The sequence below is a fragment of the Streptomyces qinglanensis genome, assembly GCF_900111245.1.
GTDB classification, from domain to species: Bacteria; Actinomycetota; Actinomycetes; order Streptomycetales; family Streptomycetaceae; genus Streptomyces; species Streptomyces qinglanensis.
In genome coordinates, this window is the sequence record NZ_FOGO01000008.1 from 69,642 (window position 1) to 89,827 (window position 20,186).

Annotated in this window: 13 protein-coding genes and 1 pseudogene; 3 read left to right on the top strand and 11 right to left on the bottom strand. The window is 74.2% G+C overall.

The genetic code is table 11. The features are described 5' to 3' along the window. Window positions 1-96: 96 nt before the first annotated feature. The 5 genes from BMX65_RS18080 to BMX65_RS18100 all read right to left on the bottom strand — a co-directional run bounded on the left by BMX65_RS18080 (window position 97) and on the right by BMX65_RS18100 (window position 8,618). Window positions 97-1,560 (bottom strand): PP2C family protein-serine/threonine phosphatase, encoded by a 1,464-nt coding sequence (locus BMX65_RS18080; protein ID WP_075001370.1) that lies wholly within the window; start codon window positions 1,558-1,560, stop codon window positions 97-99. 2 nt (window positions 1,561-1,562) lie between these two features. Next, entirely contained in the window at window positions 1,563-4,238 is a 2,676-nt protein-coding gene (locus BMX65_RS18085) for a serine/threonine-protein kinase (RefSeq protein WP_079171977.1), read from the bottom strand. A gap of 65 nt (window positions 4,239-4,303) precedes the next feature. Next, the gene (locus BMX65_RS18090; protein ID WP_079171978.1) at window positions 4,304-5,593 is read right to left on the bottom strand and encodes a coiled-coil domain-containing protein; all 1,290 of its coding nucleotides are present in this window, start codon (window positions 5,591-5,593) and stop codon (window positions 4,304-4,306) included. Between the two features lie 146 nt (window positions 5,594-5,739). After that, entirely contained in the window at window positions 5,740-6,741 is a 1,002-nt protein-coding gene (locus tag BMX65_RS18095; RefSeq protein WP_075001373.1) for a glutamate ABC transporter substrate-binding protein, read from the bottom strand. 431 nt (window positions 6,742-7,172) lie between these two features. Then, a complete protein-coding gene (locus BMX65_RS18100; RefSeq protein ID WP_239501821.1) occupies window positions 7,173-8,618 on the bottom strand; it encodes a hypothetical protein in 1,446 nt (481 codons plus the stop codon). Between the two features lie 500 nt (window positions 8,619-9,118). Here BMX65_RS18100 and BMX65_RS18105 point away from each other — a divergent pair, with 500 nt between their 5' ends. From BMX65_RS18105 to BMX65_RS18115, 3 genes are all read left to right on the top strand, one after another. Continuing rightward, window positions 9,119-9,844: an ABC transporter ATP-binding protein gene (locus tag BMX65_RS18105; protein WP_075001375.1), complete on the top strand. Its 726-nt coding sequence runs from the start codon at window positions 9,119-9,121 to the stop codon at window positions 9,842-9,844. Next, a complete protein-coding gene (locus BMX65_RS18110) occupies window positions 9,841-10,917 on the top strand; it encodes an ABC transporter permease (RefSeq protein ID WP_075001376.1) in 1,077 nt (358 codons plus the stop codon). The genes BMX65_RS18105 and BMX65_RS18110 overlap by 4 nt, the downstream gene beginning before the upstream one ends. A 192-nt stretch (window positions 10,918-11,109) precedes the next feature. Then, on the top strand, window positions 11,110-11,511 hold the full coding sequence (locus BMX65_RS18115; RefSeq protein ID WP_075001377.1) for a globin: 402 nt from the start codon (window positions 11,110-11,112) through the stop codon (window positions 11,509-11,511). A 433-nt stretch (window positions 11,512-11,944) separates the two neighbouring features. Here the strand turns inward: BMX65_RS18115 and BMX65_RS18120 are convergent, their stop codons facing one another. The 6 genes and pseudogenes from BMX65_RS18120 to BMX65_RS34325 form a co-directional block, all read right to left on the bottom strand. Continuing rightward, the gene (locus BMX65_RS18120; protein WP_075001378.1) at window positions 11,945-12,619 is read right to left on the bottom strand and encodes a DUF8185 domain-containing protein; all 675 of its coding nucleotides are present in this window, start codon (window positions 12,617-12,619) and stop codon (window positions 11,945-11,947) included. Beyond that, window positions 12,600-13,025: an acyl-CoA thioesterase gene (locus tag BMX65_RS18125; protein ID WP_075001379.1), complete on the bottom strand. Its 426-nt coding sequence runs from the start codon at window positions 13,023-13,025 to the stop codon at window positions 12,600-12,602. Before BMX65_RS18125 ends, BMX65_RS18120 begins: the two co-directional genes overlap by 20 nt. A gap of 4 nt (window positions 13,026-13,029) precedes the next feature. Then, entirely contained in the window at window positions 13,030-14,694 is a 1,665-nt protein-coding gene (ettA, locus tag BMX65_RS18130; protein ID WP_075001380.1) for an energy-dependent translational throttle protein EttA, read from the bottom strand. Between the two features lie 505 nt (window positions 14,695-15,199). Then, window positions 15,200-16,705: a thioester domain-containing protein gene (locus BMX65_RS18135; protein WP_079171954.1), complete on the bottom strand. Its 1,506-nt coding sequence runs from the start codon at window positions 16,703-16,705 to the stop codon at window positions 15,200-15,202. A 192-nt stretch (window positions 16,706-16,897) separates the two neighbouring features. Continuing rightward, window positions 16,898-17,488 carry a single-stranded DNA-binding protein gene (locus BMX65_RS18140; protein ID WP_075001381.1) on the bottom strand — a complete coding sequence of 197 codons (591 nt, stop codon included), beginning with the start codon at window positions 17,486-17,488 and terminating at the stop codon, window positions 16,898-16,900. A 1,387-nt stretch (window positions 17,489-18,875) separates the two neighbouring features. Further along, window positions 18,876-20,120: pseudogene (locus BMX65_RS34325) on the bottom strand (GTPase); the annotation flags it as partial. Between the last annotated feature and the right edge of the window lie 66 nt (window positions 20,121-20,186).

Genomic DNA, 20,186 nt, shown 5'->3' on the forward strand with positions numbered 1-20,186 from the left:
GGTGGTACGTGCGGCCTCTCTCCCCCGGACAGCGCTCCCGTCGCCCCCGGCACCGCACAGCGCTGTCCGAAGCCCCCCCCCCCGGGCACGCTCGGTTCAGGCCGGGCCCGCCCCTCCCGACGGCGCGGGGAACGGCAGCACGGCCACCGTCACGTTGTCGTGCCCACCGCCGTCCAGCGCATAGCCGACCAGGTGCTGCGCAGCCTGGAGGGGGCGCGCCGAGGCGTCGGCCGGTACGGCCGCGGCCATCTCCCCCGCCGACTCCGCGTAGTTCCACAGCCCGTCCGTGCACACCACCACGACACCGGGCTGTTCGGGTTTGAACGAGCAGGAGTGCGGGTCGATCTCGTAGGCGTCCGCGCCCAGCCAGCCGGTGATCGCGTGCGCCCGCGGGTCGGCGTACGCCTCGGCCTCGTCCATCAGCCCCGCGGCGACCATCTGGGCCGCCCAGGAGTCGTCCTCGGTCAGCCGCGCGGGGGCCGAGGAGCGGTCGTCGGGCACCCAGTAGGCGCGGCTGTCGCCGATCCAGCCGACGGTCACGACGCCCTCCACGCTGACCGCACCGACGACGGTGCAGGCCGGAGCGTTCTTGGAGGGCTCGACCGGGGTGTCGGCGGCCAGCGCGTTGACCGCGTCCGAGGCGGCCACCAGCGCGTCGTGCATGGCCTGCTGCGGGTGGCGGCCGGCCGGCAGCGCCCGCCGCAGCGAGGCGCCCGCGGCCTCGGCCGCCGCCGATGACGCCTCGTCGGGGCGGGTGGCCGAGGAGACTCCGTCGCAGACGACGGCGAGCGTCGCGGGCGCGCCCTCCGGAGTGGCGGCCTCGGCGAGGGCGAAGTAGTCCTCGTTGCGGTGGTGCCGCAGCCCCCGGTCACTGGCGGCCGCGACGGTGTCCAGCGCGGACTCCATGTGGTCGCGTTCCCGGGGCTGCTTGTGGCCGCAGTGCTCGCAGTAGCCGTCGCTGTCGATCGTCCCGGTGCCGCAGGCCACGCAGACCGGCCCGGAGGACTGCTGCCCGGCCCCGGCCGCACGCGGATCGGAGGCCGCCGCACCGGACCGCGCCGCGTCCGGCTCGCCGCGCGGGCCCGGAGCGGCGGAGGCCGGCGGTGCGCCGGGCGGGGTGCTCCCTGGCGGTGCGGGGGCCGCCCCGCCGGTTCCGGCGGCGGGCGGCTGCGCCGCGTCGGGCCCGGTCGGCGCCGGCGGAGGCGGCGGCGGAGGCGGCGGCACGCTCGGGACCGGGGGCACCGGGGCCGATCCGGCCGGGCCGCCGGCGGGTGCACCCGGCGCCGCGGGAGGCGCCTGCCCGTTCCCGGCCTGCGGCGGCGCCGCGGGGGGCGGCGGCACCGGAGGCCGCGGCGGGACGTCCTGGCCGGGCGGCGCTGCCGCCGGGAAGCCGTCCGGGAGCGTGGGTTCCCGCCGCGGCGCCGGAGGGGTGCCGCGGCCGGCTGCGAGGCCCTGCACGGCGGCTGCCAGGTCCGCACCGCAGGCGCCGCAGAAGCGGTCGCCCTCCTCGAGCGGTTCCGCACAGCTCGGGCAGGCGGAGAGTCGGTCCAACTGAGGCATGGTCACACCCACGTCCTGGGGCGGAAACGGTTGGCCCGCTCCACCAGTTCGATCCTCGCGGTTCCGCTCTGCGCGTGCCGGGCGAGCAGCCGGTAGGAGCGCTCCAGGCCGAAACGCAGCCCCTCTTCGGTGAGCGGGCTGTCCAACAGCCGTACCCCGGCACCCGGCGGTGCTCCCGGTGCACCCGCAGGTGCGGGCCCGGAGGAAGCGGCCCCCCGGGCGGGAACAGCCTGGCACAGCAGCCAGTCGAGTGCGCACCCGAGTACCTCGCAGGTCAGCTCGTGGCGGCGCACCTCGTCCAGCCCGACGTGCTGGAGATCGGCCACCTGCTGGGCGGCCGCGCGCAGTTCCTCCAGCAGCGGCTCGTGCGGCGAGCGCTGCCGCAGCCGGGCGCGGACCGCCGCGATGCGCGCGGCGGTGTAGTGGATGGAGGACTCCGGCACCGACTCCAGCACCTGGACGGCGCCGGGCCGGTCGCCGGTCGCGAGCCGCACCCGGGCCAGCCCGAACGCGGCGCTCACGTACGACGGATCGGTCGTCCAGACCAGCCGGTAGTACTCCGCCGCGTTGTCCGACTGGCCGAGCACCTCCGCGCAGCAGCCCAGGGCCAGCTTGGGCGCGGGCTCGCCGGGGAACGCGTCGTAGACCGCGTCGAAGGAGAGCGCCGCGGTCTCCCGGTCGCCGGTCGCCAGCGCCGCCAGGCCGCGATACCACACGACCCGCCAGTCATCGGCGTGCCGGGCCTCCAGGGCGTCCAGCGCGTCGTGTGCGGCCCCGGCACCCTCCTGCCCCGCGTCGCTCTCCAGGAGGGCGCGCAGGGTGCGCAGCCGCAGCTCGGGCGAGTCGGCCGGTGCGCCGTCCAGCGCGGTGAGCAGCTCGGCGGGTGAGGAGGCCGACAGTCCGGCGAGGAAGCCCGCGTTGGGGTCGGCGGCGTCGACGCGCGGGACGGGCAGCGCCAGCGCCGTCAGCCGGGTGCGGAACGGGGCCAGCTCGATCACGCGCGCGGGGGCGGCGGCCGGGCTCCCGTCACCTCCGGGCGGCGGGAACGAGGCGAGCGGCGCGGGCGGCGCGGTACGGGCGGCCGGCACTCCCGGCGCACCGGCGGGGGCGGGCGGCGCGGCGACGCCGCCCGCCGCCTGCGGCACCTCCGGAGCGGCGGCCGCACCCCCGGACGCCGCGGAACGGCCGGCGCCCGCGAGCGCGGCCCGCCGGGCGCGGCGCTTCCCCGCCGCCGGATCACGCGCCCCCAGCAGAGAGGCGTCGCCGGACTGCGGTGCGAACAGTTCGGTGTCCACGACCCGCGGTTCCGGCCCGAAGAGCGTGGAGAGGGCGGGGCACGGCTTTCCGGTCTGCAGCGCCACGACCTCCCGGAGCACCCCCAGAAGCTGGTCGGCCATCTCCTGCGCGGAGGCGAACCTGCGGCGCGGGTCGGGGTCGGTCGCCCGCACCAGGAACCGGTAGAAGGACTCGTACCGCTGGAAGACCCCGATGTTCTCCGGGTTGGGCAGGCTGTCGACGTAGACGTTGGTGTAGCCCTGGAAGTCAAAGGTCAGGACGGCGAGAGTGCGCGCCACGGTGTACAGGTCGGAGGCGACCGAGGGGCCCTCCTCGGCGACCTCGGGCGCCTGGTACCCGACGGTGCCGTAGATGGCGCTCTCGTCGTCGTCCATGCGGCGCACCGCGCCCAGGTCGATCAGTTTGAGCTGGTCGCCCTGCTGTATCGCGTTGTCGACCTTGAAGTCGCAGTAGAGCAGGTTGCGGCTGTGCAGGTGCCCCAGGGCCTCCAGCGCCTCGATGCCGTAGGCGCACGCCTGCTCCACCGGCAGCGGGTCGCGCTTCCCCGCCGGGGTGCGCCGGTCGTTGGCGATCTGCTTGAGAGAGCTGCCGCCGACGTACTCCATCACGATGTAGCCGTCGAGGCTGCCGGTGCGCTGGTCGAGGTGTTCGACGAAGTTGTAGATGCGGACGATGTTGGAGTGCTCGATCTCCGCCAGGAAGCGGCGCTCGGCGATCGCCGCCGCCATCGCGTCCTGGTCACCGGTGTCCAGCAGTCCCTTGAGGACCACCCAGCGGTCCGAGACGGCACGGTCGACGGCCAGGTAGACCCAGCCGAGTCCGCCGTGCGCCAGGCAGCCCGCGACCTCGTACTGGCCGTGCACGATGTCGCCGGGACGCAGCTTGGGCACGAACGAGTAGGGGTGGCCGCACTTGGTGCAGAACCCCTCCGTGCGGCCCGGCCGGTCGCCGCGCGCCCGCCCCACCGCCGCGCCGCACTCCCCGTTGCTGCAGAAGCGCTTGCGCTCGGGCACCTCCGGGTCCGCCAGGACGACCCCGGCCGGATCCGGCCGCGGCACCTGCGGGATCTGCACCAGTCCGGCGCCCAGCCTGCTCCGCCCGGAGCTCTTGGCCGAGGTGCTGGAGCTGCGGACGGAGACCGAACGCTCGGTGCCGCGCCCGGACAGCGAGCGGGAGAGCCGCCCGGAGACCGAACGGCGCGAGGAGCGCGAGCGCGCCGAGCCGCGGGAGGAGGTCCGCGCGGAGCCCGAACGCGCCGAGCCGGAGGAGCGGCTGTGCCGTGCCGGGCCGGTCATCCCGGTGGGCGCCGCGCCCAGCACCCCGCCGGGTGCCACCACAGGGGCGAGCCCGCAGGTGCCGCAGTACAGCTCGCCCCCTCCCATGTCCTCGTACACGCCGTCGCACTGCGGCCGCTGGCACGGCCGCTCCGGTGCGCTGGTCTGCTCGCTCACTCTGCCCCCATGTTCATCGCTCCGCCCGCGGCGTCCCGGGTCTGCCGTCGGTGCTGCAGTGCCTCCTGTGCGGCCCGCTGGTAGCGCAGTACGGCGTCCTCCGCGGCCCGCAGGTCGCAGGGGGCGCTCCACAGCATCCGGCGCGCCGTGTCGTAGCGCTCGATGAGCAGGCTGTCCTCGGCCAGACCGTGCTGGGCCACCTTTGCCTTGTACGCATCCAGACGGCCGCGCAGTTCCGCCCGCACGGCCAGTGGCGCGGTGACGGCGGAGAGTTGGGAGCGGGCCCGCTCCAGCTCGTCCTCGGCACTCACCTCCAGTTCCTCCAGCAGCGGTGAGAGCCGGTGCCACTGCGCGTACCTGCGGTGCTCGACGGCTTCGGCGAGCCGGCCGTGCAGCGCCGCGGGCGGGCCGCTGACGGCGGGCACCTCGGAGGCGGCGATCTTGGCCAGCACCTCGCCGCGCGCCGCGCGGGCCTCGGCGAGTGTGCGGTCGGCGCGGGTGAGCAGGTCGCGCAGCTTCATCAGCCGCTGTTCGGCGTCCTGCCGCACGGCGAGCACGGCGTCGATCTCGCGCCGTACCTCCTCCAGCGCGCGGGCGGCACTGTCGTAGCGCGTGGTGTCCGGTCTGCCGCCGCCCGGCGCACCGCTGCCTCCGGTGGGTGTCCAGAAGGCGAGCGGGTCCCGGACGACCTCCTCGCGCAGCGCGGAGAGTTCGGCCGTGATGCGCTCCAGGTCATCGGCGGACGGGTGCTCACCGGGGCGTACGCCCACCGAGTGCGCCAGGGAGCGCACGCGGCCCAGTTCGGCGGCGAGCATGTCGATCCGCGCCGGTAGCGCGGACCACACGGAGTCGGCCGCCGCCACCACGTCGAGTGCCTGCGCGTACCACCCGTTCATCCGCTCGACGAGCTGCCCGAGGGTCACCTCCTCGGCCAGCTTCGGCGCTCCGGACAGGCTCGCGCCCGCGGCACCGGGCAGCCCTGGGACGGTGAGGGGGCCGCGCAGCAGCCGGGTCAGCTCGACCAGGTCGTCGCGGCTGGGCCAGCGGCGGCGCTCCCGCAGCCCGCGGGCCTGGCGCAGGGTGCGCGCGTAGAACTCGAACCCGTTCCACAGCGCGGTGACGGCGGCCTCGGCCTGCGCCCAGCGGTGCGCGGTCGTCCCTGCGAGTTCGGCACCCTCCAGGAGCCTGCGCCCGGCGTGGTCCTGGAGTGCCAGCAGGGAGGACTCCACCGCCTCGTGCTCAGCGTCGAGCCGCTCCAGCACCCGGTCGGTCTCCTCGCGGCTCATCACCTCTCCGGCGGCTCCCGCGGACCCCATCGATCACCTCGCTGTTCGACTCGTACTCACGGACCCGTCCCCACGAACCGGGACGCGGCCGCCTCTTCGGCCGCCCCGTCGGCGGCCACGTCGGCAGTGCGACCGCCGCGTCCGGTTCAGTCGCGGTAGAGCGGCTCGGGCGGTGCGGGCTTCTTCCCTTCCGTACCCATCATGTCGTCGGCCAGCCAGCGGTCGTAGGAAGACTTCCACTTGTGCTCGCGGTAGTCCTCCAGCACCTTGTTGACCCTGCGGACCAGATCCTCGTCCTCCAGGTTCATCGCGACGCCGTACGGCTCCAGCGTCTCCGGCTCCCCCACGAGTTCGACCGAGGGGTCCTGCGCGGCCTGTCCCGCGCCCAGGGCGCTGTCGGTGACCGTCGCGTCCGCCTCGCCGAGCTGCATGCGCACCAGGCAGTCGAGCTGGTTGGGCACGACGACCGGGCGGGCACCCAGTGCCGCGTACGCGGGCGTCTTCATCATCTTCTCCGCCGTGGAACCCGAGGCGTAGCACACGTGTTTGCCGCGCATGCTGCTGTCGAAGCCCTTGACGCGCGCGTGCTTCTTGGGCACGACCAACTGCTGGCCCGCCTGGAAGTACGCGGTGGAGAAGGCGACCTGCGCGCGCCGGGAGCAGTTGACGGTCATCGTCCGCACGACCATGTCCACATCACCGCTCTGGATGGCAGGGACACGCTGATCGGTGGGGATGGTGCGGTAGACGACCCGGTCGGCTCCGCCCTTCCCCAGCAGATCGCGCGCGATGGCCTTGACCAGGTCGATGTCGAAGCCCTCGATGGTGCCGGTGGACGGGTCCCGGTAGCCCCACAGATAGCTGTTCTGGTCGACACCGACAACCAACTTGTCCTTCTTCTTGATCCGCTCGACCGCCTTCCCCGAGGCGCCGGACGGCTTGAGGCTCTCCGCGGGATTGCTGCCGTCCGCGCACTTCTCCGGCCGCGGCTCGGCCCCGGGCTCGGTGGCGGAAGCGGGCCGCCCCGCCGCGGCACCCGGACCCGAGCGCGCCGCTTCGCGGTCCGCCGGGGTGCCGCCCGGGGCTCCGGTGCCCACGACCGCGGAGACCAGTACCGCCGCCGCGACCGCCAGACCGCCCGCGGCCACGGCCCACGGCCTGCGGGAGGCGCCGCCCGGCCGCCCCCGTGCGGGTTCCCGCCGGCTCCGGCGGCCTGGCTCCGGCCCGGCCCCGCAGCCTGGCTCCGGCCTGTCGCCGGGATCCCGGCCGGTCGTGGTGCCGGAGTCCCGGCCGGTCGCGGCGCCGGAGTCCCGGCCCGTCACAGCCCCGGTGGCCGTGGCGCGTGCGCCAGCAGTGGCGTCCGCGGTGCGTGTCGCGTCCGCAGTGCGTGTCGCGTCCGCAGCGCCTGCGCCTGCCGCGCCCGCCGCGCCCGCCGCATCCGCCGCACCCCGTGCGCCTGGTGCGCCCGGTGCACCCGGTACGCCTCGTGCGCCCGGTGCACCCGGTACGCCTCGTGCGCCCGGTGCGCCCGATGTGTCCGGTGTCTCCGCTCCCGATGCCGACATGGCGTCCCCCCTCCTCACCTGTACTCCGCGAGCCGCCGCCCGATGCCCAACACCGTGCCCGCTGCTCCGAGCACGGCCAGCAGCAGCGCTCCCACCAGCAGCCCGCCGAACCGGCCACGGCCCGCAGCGGCGGCCTCCTCGAACTGGCGCTGCTCGTGCGCCGCGGCCCGGCCCAGGCTCGCATCCGCCGCGTCGAAGCTCTCCCGTGTGCTGTCCTCGGCACCGATCACCCGGGCGACCGCGTCCTCGTAGTTGCCGCCGTCGTCCTCGGCCCGCGCCTGCCGGTGCCGCTGCTGCCAGGTCTGCACGGCCCGTTGCGCGTCCCGCACCGCGTCACCGCCACTGCGGTCGTCCGCGACCCGGCGGGCCTCCCCCAGCAGCCCGCCCTCGGTGCGCCGTTCACCCGTGCCCGCGACTGCGGCCATCTGCTTGCGGTAGCTCTTCTCGTACGCCGCGCCGCCACCGCGCGCGACCAGCGTCATGTTCTCGTCACCCCGCGCCTGCAGGGTGCCTATCCACGCCTCGTTGAGAGCCTGCAGCGAACGCGCACCCTTGGTGTCGGACTCGTTCAGACCCGAGCGCGCCAGCATGTGCCCCGCCCCGAGCCACACCAGCAGCGCGAGCACGGCGGCGGTCGCGCCGAGCAGACCGCGGTCGAAGACCCGGTTGGTGCGGCGGTAGTTGCGGCGCTGCGCCCAGCCCAGTGCGGCGAGCGCCAGCACGCCGGTGCCGAGACCGAGCAGCGGCCAGCTCTCGGCGTCCGCGTAGTCGCCGCCCAACTGCCCGGTCTCGGCCGTGTACAGCTTGCGGGCGGCGGGCAGCAGTTCGCCGCGCATCTTCTCGTTGGCGTACCGGAGGTAGGCGCCGCCCAGCGGCAGGCCCTGCCGGTTGTCGGCACGCGCGGACTCCACCAGCCCCGTGTAGACGGGCAGTCCGCGGTTGAGCACGGCGATCTGCCGCTCCGCGGTCGGCGACCCCTCGGAGGCGGCCGCCGCCTCGGCGAGCAGTTCGGACGCCTCACGGATGTCCTTCTCGTAGCGCCGGCGCTCCGAGCGGGGTTCGTCGCCGCCCGCGAGGAAGCCGCTGGAGGCCGAGGTGTCGGCGTCGGCGAGCGAGCGGTAGATGTGCGCGGCGTCCGCGCTCAGCGGCTGGCTGTGGTCGACGACGGCGTCCGCTGCCGCCACCCGGTCGGAGACCTGCCACGCCGACACGGCCCCGAACAGCAGCACGAGCGCGACCAGGGCCGCACCGATCGCCCGCAGCCTGCCCGGCTCGGTGGTCGCAGCCGTGCGCAGCCGCCGCACTCCCTCCGACCAGGCCGTACGGCGCGGAGCCGGCGGCGCTGCGGACTGCGGCCCGCTGCCCGCGGCGGCGGCCCGGTCCGGTGCCGCGCCGGGCCTGTCCGGCGGCGCCGCGGACTGCGGCGGCGGGGCCGGTGGCACGGTCGGCTGCTGAGTCACGGCTGGAGCCCTCCCCCTCGATCGCTGGCCGACACCCTGCCCCGCGCGTGCCCTCCGCTCCGTTCCGCGCAGCCCCCGGCTCCCCTGCCCGGGACCGCGAGCGTCGGGACGCCCGGGTCGTGGTGCCCAGGCCAGCAGTATGGCCGCCACGGGCAGCGGTGGCAGGGAGTTGGCCGGGATCTTGTTCGGATCGCGACCGAATGCCCGAACCAGGCACGTCCCCGGCTGCCTCCCGGGGCGCGTTCCCCGGCGCGGCGCCTCCGCCGGCCGAGCGCTGCCGCCACAGCCCGCCGCTGCCCTCTCTCACGCGCCCCGCGGGCCGCCCGGTTCCCGGCTTCCGGGGACGGAGGCGTCCGGGGACCTACCGGGACGTGCGGGGCGCGGGTCGCCCGGGCCGTCCCCGAGACGATTCCGCAACGCGATCCGACCGATGGACAGGTGAGACGGAACAGATGGCCACGCGAGACCGGAATACCGGATTCAGCCATTAGCCTCCGCGCATGTCCAACGCGATCACAGCCGACGGGCTGCGCAAACGCTACGGGGAGACACAGGCCGTCGACGGGGTCTCCCTAGAGGTGCAGCGCGGCGAGTTCTACGGCATCCTCGGGCCGAACGGAGCCGGCAAGACGACCACCATGGAGCTCCTGGAGGGGCTCCGCGAACCCGACGAGGGAACCGCGCACCTGCTGGGTACGCCCTCCTGGCCCCGCGACCCGGCACTGCTGCGCCGAATAGGCGTGCAGCTCCAGGCGTCCGCGTTCTTCGAGCGGCTGACCGCACGGGAGCAGATACGCACCTTCGCCGCGCTCTACGGCATCGAGGAGTCGCACGCCGACGGGATGCTGGAGACGGTCGGACTCGCCGAGAAGGCGGACACCCGGGAGGACAAACTCTCCGGCGGCCAGGCGCAGCGGCTGTCCATCGCCTGCGCCCTGGTGCACGACCCGGAGCTGGTCTTCCTGGACGAGCCCACCACCGGCCTGGACCCGCAGGCCCGGCGCAACCTGTGGGACCTGCTGCGCACCATCAACTCCTCCGGCCGCACGGTGGTGCTCACCACGCACTACATGGACGAGGCCGAGACGCTGTGCGACCGGGTCGCCGTCATGGACCACGGGAAGGTGCTGCGGGTGGGTCCGCCGCGCTCGCTCGTGCAGGAACTGGAAGTCGACACCCTGGAGGACGTCTTCCTCCAGTTGACGGGGCGGGAGTACCGGGAGTGAGAGCGTTCCTCAATCTGTCGCTGGCGATGGCACGCGGGCTGGCCCGCGACCGTGCGGCGGTCTTCTTCACCCTGATCTTCCCGCTGATGTTCCTGATGCTCTTCGGCGCGCTCTTCAAGGACCAGGGGGTCGGCAAGTCCGACATCGTGCAGGTCGGCAGCGTCAAGGTGCTCGACGGCATGCCCGACAAGGAGCGCGCCGGACTGCGGGACATCCTGGAGATCGAGAAGACCGACGGTTCGGCCGCGGCCCGCCGCGAGGCCCTGGAGAAGGTCCGCAAGGGCGACGCCGACGCCGCCGTCTTCCAGCGGGACGGCAAGGTGGAACTCCGCTACTCGGCGGCCGACCAGGTGCGCTCGGGCACCGTCCGGGGGGTGCTCAACAGCATCGTCCAGCAGGCCAACCAGCGGGCGACGGGGCAGCCGCCCGCCTTCGCGCTGCAGACCGGCGCCGTGGAGGACGAGACCACCAAACCGATCCAGTACCTCACACCGGGGCTGCTGGGCTGGGCGGTGGCGATGGGCGGCGTCTTCGGCTCCGCCTTCAACCTGGTGAGCTGGCGCCGGAAGCGCATCCTGCGCCGCCTGTGGCTCGCCCCGATCAGTGCGCGCAGCGTGGTCGGCGCCCGGATCGGCGTCAACCTGATCACCGCCTTCGCACAGACGGCGATCTTCCTGGCGGTCGCCTCGCTCCCCTACTACGGGCTGACACTCACCGGCGACTGGTGGCTGTGCCTGCCGCTGGTGGTCTGCGGCACGCTGGCCTTCATGTCCATCGGGCTGCTGGTCGGCTCGTTCGCCAAGACCGAGGAGGCGGCCAACGGGATGGCCCAGCTCGTCATCCTGCCCATGGCGTTCCTCTCCGGCACCTTCTTCCCGCTGGACAACGCACCGGGATGGATCCGCACGGTCAGCGAGTTCCTGCCGCTCAAGCACCTGGCCTCGGCCATGCAGGACGTCCTCACCCGCGGGGAGAGCTGGGGCACGGCGCTGCCCGTCATGGGCGGACTGCTGCTGTTCGCCGCGGTGCTGACGGCGATCGCCGCCCGGGTCTTCCGGTGGGACGCCGCCTGATCGGCTGGGACGTCCGGTTCCGGGACCGGTGCCCGGCACCGGGACCGGCGCCCCGTACCGGGACCGGCGCCCCGTACCGGGGCCGGTGCCCGGTTCCGGGGCCGTGCGGGGCGGGAGCCGGGGGAGGGCGCCAGGAGGGCCGGTCCTAGGTCCGCGGCCCTCCTCCGGGGCGTCTGCGACCATGGACGGGTGATGGAGATTCCGCGCGGCAGTCTGGAAACGCAGACCTTCTACGAACAGGTCGGCGGCGAGGAGACATTTCGACGGCTGGTGCACCGCTTCTACCAGGGAGTCGCCGAGGACCCCCTGCTGCGGCCCATGTATCCGGAGGAGGACCTGGGGCCGGCCGAGGAGCGGCTGGCGCTCTTCCTGATGCAGTACTGGGGCGGCCCCCGCACCTACAGCGACGCCCGGGGCCACCCCCGGCTGCGGATGCGGCACGCGCCCTTCACGGTGAACCGGGCCGCGCACGACGCCTGGCTGCGGCACATGCGGGACGCCGTCGACAGTCTGGAGCTGCCGGCCCCGCTGGAGACCAAGCTCTGGGACTATCTCGTCTACGCCGCCGGCTCACTGATCAACGCCGCGGACTGACCGGGACCGGCCGGCCGGACGGCGCCACAGGCGCCACAGGCACCGCAGGGCACCGCCGCGGACTGACCGGGACCGGCCGGCCGGACGGCACCGCAGGGCACCGCCCAGCCGCGGCCCACGCCGGCCGGTCGGCACGTGTGCGGTGCGCGTCGGCGCGGCCGTCCCGCTCGGCGGACTCCCGGTGTCCGGCGGTGCACGCCCTGTCCCGATGCTCCCGATGAACGCCCTGTCCGGGGGCGCTCCCGTCCCGGTGCGCGTCCGAAGGCGTTCGTGTGTGCGGGGCCGACCCGACACGGGACACCTCCCCCATTCGGGACATCCCGGACCTCTGGAACGTCCCGAACCGCCAGGATCTTCCGGACGCCCGGCACGCCTCCGCGGCGGACTTCCCCCGGCAGCCGGGCCCACGGTCGCCCCGTACCGGCCCGACAGCTCAGACAGGCGTGACGCTCAGCCCGCCGCCCGCGCCCGGACGCTCCCGGCGGCGCACGGCCACCGACCCGTAGACCGTCCGCAGCCGCAACCACGCTCCCGACTCCAGCAGCGCCGCCGGATCCGACCCGCGCAGAAAACCGAGCGCGTGCGCCGCGTGCGCGGCGCGCAGCGGCAACTGCGTACGCCCCAGTGGCCGGGACCAGATCTCCTCCGCCAGCGCGTCCAGGGTCTGCCTGCCCCGGCGCTCGGGCGGCAGCTTCTCCGCCCGCTCCCGGAACTCACCGACCGCGGCGGCCGCCACCGATCCCACCGCGTCCACCGGCACCCGGGCGAACTCCTGCCAGCCACCGCGCGGCGGCAGCACCCCCGCCCAGGACGGACCGGTCACGGCCTTCGGGACAGTGACGGCCTCCCGGTCCTCCTCGACGAGTTCCAGCAGCTCACCGGCGGCCACGGTGACATCGAGCTCCACCGGCTCCAGCAGCCGCCCGGTACGCACGGCCAGCACCTCGAAGCGGGCGGGCCTGGCGAACACTCCGGCCACCCCGCTGCCCGCCTGGATGCGCACCGCGGCGTTCTTCTCCCAGCGCACCAGCCGCTCCAGGAAGGCGGCGAGCCCCGCCGCCTCCCCGGGGTCGGCGAAGACCAGCCGGTCAGCCGCTGTGGCTGTCATCGATGTAACCCTCCAGGAAGGAGCGCTCGGCGGCCGACAGCCGCCGCGGATAGCCCTCCTTCAGGTTGTACGGCACCACGACCGTCCGCGCCCGCACGAACGGGCCGCCCTCGGACGCGGGGTCCTTGATCTCGTAGCCGAACGTCACCGACGCGGCGGTCAGCTTCACCACCCACGTCTCCACCGTGACCGGATCGGCCTGGTGGACCAACTGCCGCAGATAGTCGACCTCGTGCCGCGCCACGACGGTGCCGCCCGTGAACGCCTCCGGGTCCGTCTCCCGCGCCGCCCGGGTCAGGAAGTCGATCCGGGCCTCCTCCAGATAGCGGAGGTACACGGCGTTGTTGACGTGCCCGAAGGCGTCCATGTCCGACCAGCGCAGCGGACACCGGTAGCTGTGCCGCACGCGCTCAGCTCCGGGTGAGCTTCTTGTAGGTCGCCCGGTGCGGACGCGCCGCGTCCGGCCCCAGCCGCTCGATCTTGTTCTTCTCGTAGGACTCGAAGTTGCCCTCGAACCAGAACCACTTGCTCTCGCCCTCGTAGGCGAGGATGTGGGTGGCCACCCGGTCCAGGAACCAGCGGTCGTGGGAGACGACCACCGCACAGCCCGGGAAGTCCAGCAGCGCGTTCTCCAGCGACGAGAGCGTCTCCACGTCCAGGTCGTTGGTCGGCTCGTCCAGCAGCAGCAGGTTGCCGCCCTGCTTGAGGGTGAGCGCCAGGTTCAGCCGGTTGCGCTCACCACCGGAGAGCACACCCGCGGGCTTCTGCTGGTCCGGACCCTTGAACCCGAACGCGCTCACATAGGCGCGCGACGGCATCTCGACCTGGCCGACGTTGATGTAGTCCAGCTCGTCGGAGACCACGGCCCACAGCGTCTTCTTCGCGTCGATGTTCGCGCGGCTCTGGTCGACGTAGGAGATCTTGACCGTGTCACCGACCTTGATCGAGCCGGAGTCGGCCTCCTCCAGCCCCTGGATCATCTTGAACAGCGTGGTCTTGCCCGCACCGTTCGGGCCGATCACACCCACGATCCCGTTCCGCGGCAGCGTGAAGGACAGGTCGTCGATGAGCACCTTCTCACCGAACGCCTTGCTGAGGTTCTCCACCTCGACGACCACGTTGCCCAGGCGCGGCCCCGGCGGGATCTGGATCTCCTCGAAGTCCAGCTTCCGGGTCTTCTCCGCCTCGGCGGCCATCTCCTCGTACCGGGTCAGCCGCGCCCGCGACTTGGCCTGCCGCCCCTTGGCGTTGGAGCGGACCCACTCCAGCTCCTCCTTGAGGCGCTTCTGCCGCTTGGCGTCCTTCTGACCCTCCACCTTGAGGCGGGACTGCTTCTTCTCCAGGTACGTGGAGTAGTTGCCCTCGTAGCCGATGGCACGGCCGCGGTCCAGCTCCATGATCCAGCCGGCCACGTTGTCCAGGAAGTACCGGTCGTGGGTGATGGCCACGACGGTGCCCGGGTACTTGGCCAGGTGCTGCTCCAGCCACTGCACCGACTCGGCGTCCAGGTGGTTGGTCGGCTCGTCCAGCAGCAGCAGGTCGGGCTGCTCCAGCAGCAGCTTGCAGAGCGCGACGCGGCGCTTCTCGCCACCGGAGAGGTTGGTGACCGGCCAGTCGCCGGGCGGGCAGCCCAGCGCGTCCATGGCCTGCTCGAGCTGGGCGTCCAGATCCCAGGCGTTCGCGTGGTCGAGCTTCTCCTGGAGCTTGCCCATCTCCTCCATCAGCTCGTCGGTGTACTCGGTCGCCATCTGCTCGGCGATCTGGTTGAACCGGTCGAGTTGCTGCTTGGTCTCCGCGACGCCGTCCTGGACGTTCTCCAGCACCGTCTTGGACTCGTCCAGCGGCGGCTCCTGCAACAGGATGCCCACGGTGTAGCCCGGCGACAGCATCGCGTCACCGTTGGAGGGCTGCTCCAGACCCGCCATGATCTTGAGCACGGTGGACTTGCCCGCACCGTTGGGGCCCACGACACCGATCTTCGCGCCGGGCAGGAAACTCAAGGTGACGTCGTCGAGGATCACCTTGTCGCCGTGCGCCTTGCGCGCCTTGCGCATGGTGTAGATGTACTCAGCCAAGAGGAACCGTCCGGCAATCTGTAGGTAGTCGTACGCGGCCGAGCCGCGCGGGTCGTCATGCGGCAGCGGGCCGCAGGTTGAGGTGCGGCCGCTCCAGCTAAGGCATACGCTCCCCATCTTGCCGCACCCGGGCCCCGGGCCGGAAACCGCACCTGCGCCCGGCACCGCACAGCACACCGGATCCGGCCGGACCCGCACACCCCCGACACGGGGTGGCGGGAGCGGGGCGACGCCAGGATGGTGCCTGGTGCCGGGGCGACGCCGCGTCCGGGCGGTGCCGCGTCCGGGGCCGGGCCGTCTCCCGCACGGCCGCTTCCGGGGGCCGGGGCCCGCCCGGGTCCCCAAGGGGCATCTGGTCGTTCCCGGGCCACCGGGGAGGCGGCTGACGGCGAAGCCCGAGGCGGCCGGGACGCGCCGAGGCCGCAACCAGGCGGCCGGACAGCCGACCGGCCGGCAGGCGACCGACCGGCAGGCGGTCGGGCAGGCGGGCAGCCGGTCGGCCGCCTCAGCCGCGGCGACGCACGATCCGGAGCGTGGTCACTCCCACGGCCAGCAGCGCGATGGCCACGGCGGCGAACAGCCTGGTGCCGCCACCGCCGCCGGTCTCGGCCAGGTCACCGTCCGCCGCCGGGACGCTGCCACCGCCCACGGTCGCGGGCCGCTCGACCGTCGCAGGCGCGTTCTGCCGGGTCACACCGCCACCGGCGGCCGAGGTCGTGCAGTCGAGAACGCCGCTGAACGTCTTCCGGTACCCGTGCGGCCCGCGCACCGGGATCCGGTACGGCTGGTCCTCCGCCACCGGAACCGTCACGGTGCCGTGCTCGCCTCCCGCGATGTCCTCGCGCTGCTTGCCGACCCGCAGTGGGAAGGAGGAGTCGCCGCCGTTGGAGACGGTGATGTCCACACCGGAGTCGGCGCAGTTCTCCCTCGCCGTGGTGGCGGGAGCAGGCCCGCTCTCGGCCCAGTTGACGGTGGCGGTGGCGGAGACGGTGGACTGGCTCGACCCGGCCAGGATCTGCGCCTGCCCCCGGCCGCGCTCACCGGAGCCGGTGAAGACCCTGCCCACCGGCACCTTGGTGGCGACCTGCGCCGTCAGCGACCCCTTGCCGGCCTCCACGCCCTCGGGCAGCTCGAAGTAGAGCTTCGTCCCATTGCGCGCGGTACGGACCCGCTTCCCTTTCCGGTCGACGATCCGCATCCCCTGGGAGGCCGCGTGCGGTCCAGGCGCCACGCTCACGGCTGCGGCGTTCGTGCGCACGGTCACCGGGCCGGGACGCTCATCGGTGCGGCCGGAGACCTCCGCCTTGTCGAAGGTGAGGGAGGCGCCCGGCTCGGACATCGACCGGGCCTTCTTCACGAGGTGGTCGGCGAGCTTCTGGGCGGCGGGGTCGGTGGCGGTGATGTCGGGCGGCTTCGGGGGCCCCTCCCCCCTCCCCCCGCCCCCGGAAGCCCCGCTCGCGCCGTTTTCGGCGAGCCGCCAGATCGCGACCTGGGTGCCCGCCGCCGCGGTCTGCGGGGTGAGCCGCTTGGCGCCCGCGGACTTCGCCAGCGCCTGGAGGTCGTTGCGTCGCGGGTAGGAGTGCTCGACTATCCAGCGGATCTTCCCCGCGTTGCGGTTGCCGGACAGCGACGAGGTCTTCCACTCCCCCTCGGCGTAACGCGACTGCTCCTGCGTCGGGTTGAGCACGTCGAGTCCGTACGTCTGCAGCGTGCCGCCCCCGTCGACGGACATCTCGAAGAGCCCGGCGCCGACGGTCTGCTTCTCGCCTTCCGTGGCGATCACCGCTCGGCCGTGCGTGCGGAGGCCGTCGAGCGTGGCCACCGCTCCACTGCGCTGCTCGGGCCCCCCGTCGGCGAACGCCCCTCCCGCGCCGGCTCCGGCGGTGCCCCCGGCTCTCGCCGGAGCGGCGGCCGCCGGTCCGGCGGCACCCGCCGTGCCGATCGCGCACAGCACGGTGACCGCCGCGCCGACGGTGAGCCGACGGGCCGTCCGCGCCCGGACAGAAGTCATGGTCTTCCCCTCTTGGCGGACTCTCCCCCGGCCGCGTCGTCCGCGAGCCGCCGGTCCACCGCAAAGCTCTGAACCCCCTGGTCAGTACGCGTGGGATGGTAAGGAGCAAAACGCCACGCGATCCCCACGATTCACGGTGGCCACACATTCCGACTCGCAATCGTTATCGTCGAATCCGGCGGACCGGGACGATCACGACGCGCCGCGCGAACCTGGAACGCTTCCCTCCGTCAGCGCTCCGGGCAGGAGTTGACCATCCGGCACGACCTCTTCTGGCGCGGGCTCGGAGCCCGGCGTCTCCGCCCCGTCTCCCGACGCCCGTTCGCCGGACGCCCCGTCGCCCGGCGCCCCGAAGGGCGGTGGTCCTGCCGGGGCCACCGGGGGCCAGGCCGGTGCGGGGTTACGGGTGGACTCCGGGTTCGCGCGGGGCGTCCGCACGAACGCCGAGGTACCGCGCGTCAGATCGTGCCCCACCGTCGTCGCGAGCAACTCGGCCGACAGATACCGCCGTCCGTCCCGCTCGTCCTCCACGACGCGCAATTGGCCGCGGACGATGACCGGTTCACCCCGGGCGACGGACGAGGCGAGATGACCGGCCAGCCCTCGCCAGGCCCAGACCGTGTAGAAGCTGGTGGAGGCATCCGCCCAGCGCTGGTTCTGCTTGTCGAACCGCCGGGCCGTACTGGCCAGCCGGAACCTGGCGACCGGAAGTCCGGACGGCGAGGTCCAGTGGTCGACCTTCGTCGCCACGTTGCCGGTCACCGTCACATAGGTCTCGTTCATGTGCGTCTCCCCCTGGTCGCTGCCGATTGCCGGTGAACACCGCCGGGGCCGCCGTACGAGGACGGCGGCGGCCCGGCGGAGCACCGGCGGGTGCCCGAGCGCGGCGGCCCCGACGCGACCGGCGTACCGCGGTCCCGTCGGGGCCGCCGCAGGTTGGTCGTCCTCGGTGCCGTCGTGCGGGTTCCAGAGTGGGGGGAGAACGGCGGGTGCGGGGAAAGAGGCTCTCAGCTGTGGATTACTCGGTGGTTGTGCACAACTCGGTCACACCGGTGGGTGACCCGGCAGTGTCGGCACCGGCTCCGGTGTTCCGCCCCGCGGCATCGGACGCAGCCGGGTCACCGGAACTGCCCGGACCGCCCGGACCGCCCGGACCGCCGGTTTCGAACGAGCCTCGCGGGCCTCCCGCGAGCGCTCCCGCGCCGCGGCCGTCCGCGCCTCCGACCACGCCGCCGGCCACGCCGCCGCCCGGACCGCCGCCCGGACCGCCGACGGCGGCACCGCCCTGGGCTCCGACGACCGCAGTGCCCTGCGGCCCGATCCGGGCGTCCACCGACCGCTCCTCCGCGGCCGAGTCGACCACGCCGGCGGCGATGGCGTACTGCTCCCGCACCTGGCGGTACCGGAGCAGCTCGGCGGCCACGGGCTCCAGCACCCGCGTCCCCCCGCAGCACGCCGCCAACTGGCGCAGGCGCCGCTCCTCCTCCAGTCCGTAGGTCCGGGCCGGTCCCCGCGCGGCGCGGCGACACGCCCAGGCGAGCCCCGGGCCCGCGAGCGTGGCCGCCGCGAGGAGAGCGCCGGGCAGCAGTGCGGTGTGGTCGAGCCCGCGGGTCACGACGGCGGCGACAGCCAGCCACGCGGCCCCGGTCACCTGCAGGGCGAACAGCAGCCACTGTCCGGCGAAGGCGGCGGTGTGCCAAGTCGGACGCGGTACCCGTGCCCCGGATCCCGCGGCCCGGTCCGCGTCCGGCGACGGCGCGCCCGCATCCGGTGACGGCCCGGCCGTGGCCGTGTCCCGTGACGGCCCGGCTGTGTCCCGCGCGGATCCGCCCGTGCCCCGCGCGGGGCTGTCGGACGCCGCGGCCGTCCTCTCGGGTGCCCCGTCGAGCACCGGGGAGCCCGGTGCTCCCGGCAGCCCGGAGTCGCCGTCCGGCCCGTCCGCCGCGGCGTCGCCGCGGCGCTCCGGGCCGCGGAAGCGGCCGGGGTCGCTCGCGCCGCGGGGGGCGGGAGCACCGGAGACGGACTGCTGACCGGGCACGGCCGCTGCGGTGGCGGAGGCCGGCTTCGCCGCCTGAGGAGCCTCCGCCCCGAAGGCGAAGTCCGTCAGCGATGCCGTGACGGCGGCTGTCCGCTCCGCGTCCGGCCCGGCGGAGCAGACTTCCATGACCTCGTCCAGCGCCTCGGGCAGCCCGGCGGCCCCGCGACGGGCCGACTCGCGGACGGTGTGTCCCCAGGCGTCGGGCAGACCGCTCGCCGCCGCGTCCGCCAGCTCCCGCACGGCCTGGGCGACCACCGGCCGGGCGGCCAGCGACTGCTGGAGGGTGTCGCGGCGGGCCCGGACACCGGCGTCCGGAGCATCCGGCTCCTCCACGGCTGCCGCACGGGACCACTCGTCCCGCTCCGAAGTCGGCCTGGAGGCGTACCAGCGCAGCGCGCGCAGCCAGGGGATGCCCGAGGAGTGCTCGGCCTGCCGCAGCCACGCCCGCTCCGCGGCCTGGCCCGCTGCCGCCGCGCCCACGGCGACGGCGAGCCGGTCCTCGAAGTCCTCGCGGGCGCGCTCGCTCAACCCGACGGGCCCGCCCTCGGCGCCCGGTCCCGACTCGGTGTAGACGGGCCGCAGCCGGTCCATGGCACCGTCCAGATCGGCGGTCAACCGCAGGACCGCCGCGCGCTGCTGCGCGACGAACTCGCCCAGTTCCTCCCGCAGCACGTCGATGCCCTCGTGCGTCAGTGCCGAGGCGGACAGGACGACCGCACCGGGTTCGCCGTGTTCGCCCAGTGCCATGCCGTCCTCGTCCAGCAGCCGCCGCAGATCGTCCAGCACGGCGTCCACCGAGTCGCGGGTCAGCCGGTCGGTCTGGTTGAGGACGACGAACGTGACCTCGGCGTGCCCGGCGAGGCGGCGCAGATAGTCCTCGTGCAGCAGCGCGTCCGCGTACTTCTCCGGGTCCACCACCCACACCACCGCGTCGACCAGCTCCAGCATCCGGTCCACCTGCTCGCGGTGCCCCGGTGCGGCGGAGTCGTGGTCAGGCAGGTCGACGAGGACGAGGCCGCTCAGCGTGCCGTCGTGGGTGCGGTGACGCGCGTGCTGCGGGATGCCGAGCCTGTCGAGGAGCCCGTCGGGACTGCCGTCGCTGTAGCGTCCCGCTTCCCAGGTGCAGGCCACCGGAGCGGCAGTGGTGGGGCGGCGCATCCCCACTTCGGAGAGCCGCCCACCGGTGAGTGCGTTGAACAGGGAGGACTTTCCGCTGCCTGTCGCGCCCGCCAGGGCGACGGTTGTGTAGGAGCGGGGCAGCGACCTGCGGGTCGCCGCCTCGTCCAGCACGGTGCCCGCCTCGGCGAGCACGTCGGCGTCCAGCCGGGTGCGCGACAGCCCGACGAGCTCGCGCAGGGCGCCGAGCCGCTGGCGCAGGACGCTCTCCCCCGCGTCGCACCGCGGATCCCGGCGGATGTCTCTGCGGAGGTCCCGGCCGACGTC

Coding starts and splice junctions, on each gene's coding strand:
- BMX65_RS18085 (WP_079171977.1), bottom strand. CDS start 4,238: ATGGGAGGGGGCGAGCTGTACTGCGGCACCTGCGGGCTCGCCCCTGTG.
- BMX65_RS18120 (WP_075001378.1), bottom strand. CDS start 12,619: ATGACAGCCACAGCGGCTGACCGGCTGGTCTTCGCCGACCCCGGGGAG.
- BMX65_RS18090 (WP_079171978.1), bottom strand. CDS start 5,593: ATGAGCCGCGAGGAGACCGACCGGGTGCTGGAGCGGCTCGACGCTGAG.
- BMX65_RS18105 (WP_075001375.1), top strand. CDS start 9,119: ATGTCCAACGCGATCACAGCCGACGGGCTGCGCAAACGCTACGGGGAG.
- BMX65_RS18115 (WP_075001377.1), top strand. CDS start 11,110: ATGGAGATTCCGCGCGGCAGTCTGGAAACGCAGACCTTCTACGAACAG.
- BMX65_RS18080 (WP_075001370.1), bottom strand. CDS start 1,560: ATGCCTCAGTTGGACCGACTCTCCGCCTGCCCGAGCTGTGCGGAACCG.
- BMX65_RS18140 (WP_075001381.1), bottom strand. CDS start 17,488: ATGAACGAGACCTATGTGACGGTGACCGGCAACGTGGCGACGAAGGTC.
- BMX65_RS18135 (WP_079171954.1), bottom strand. CDS start 16,705: ATGACTTCTGTCCGGGCGCGGACGGCCCGTCGGCTCACCGTCGGCGCG.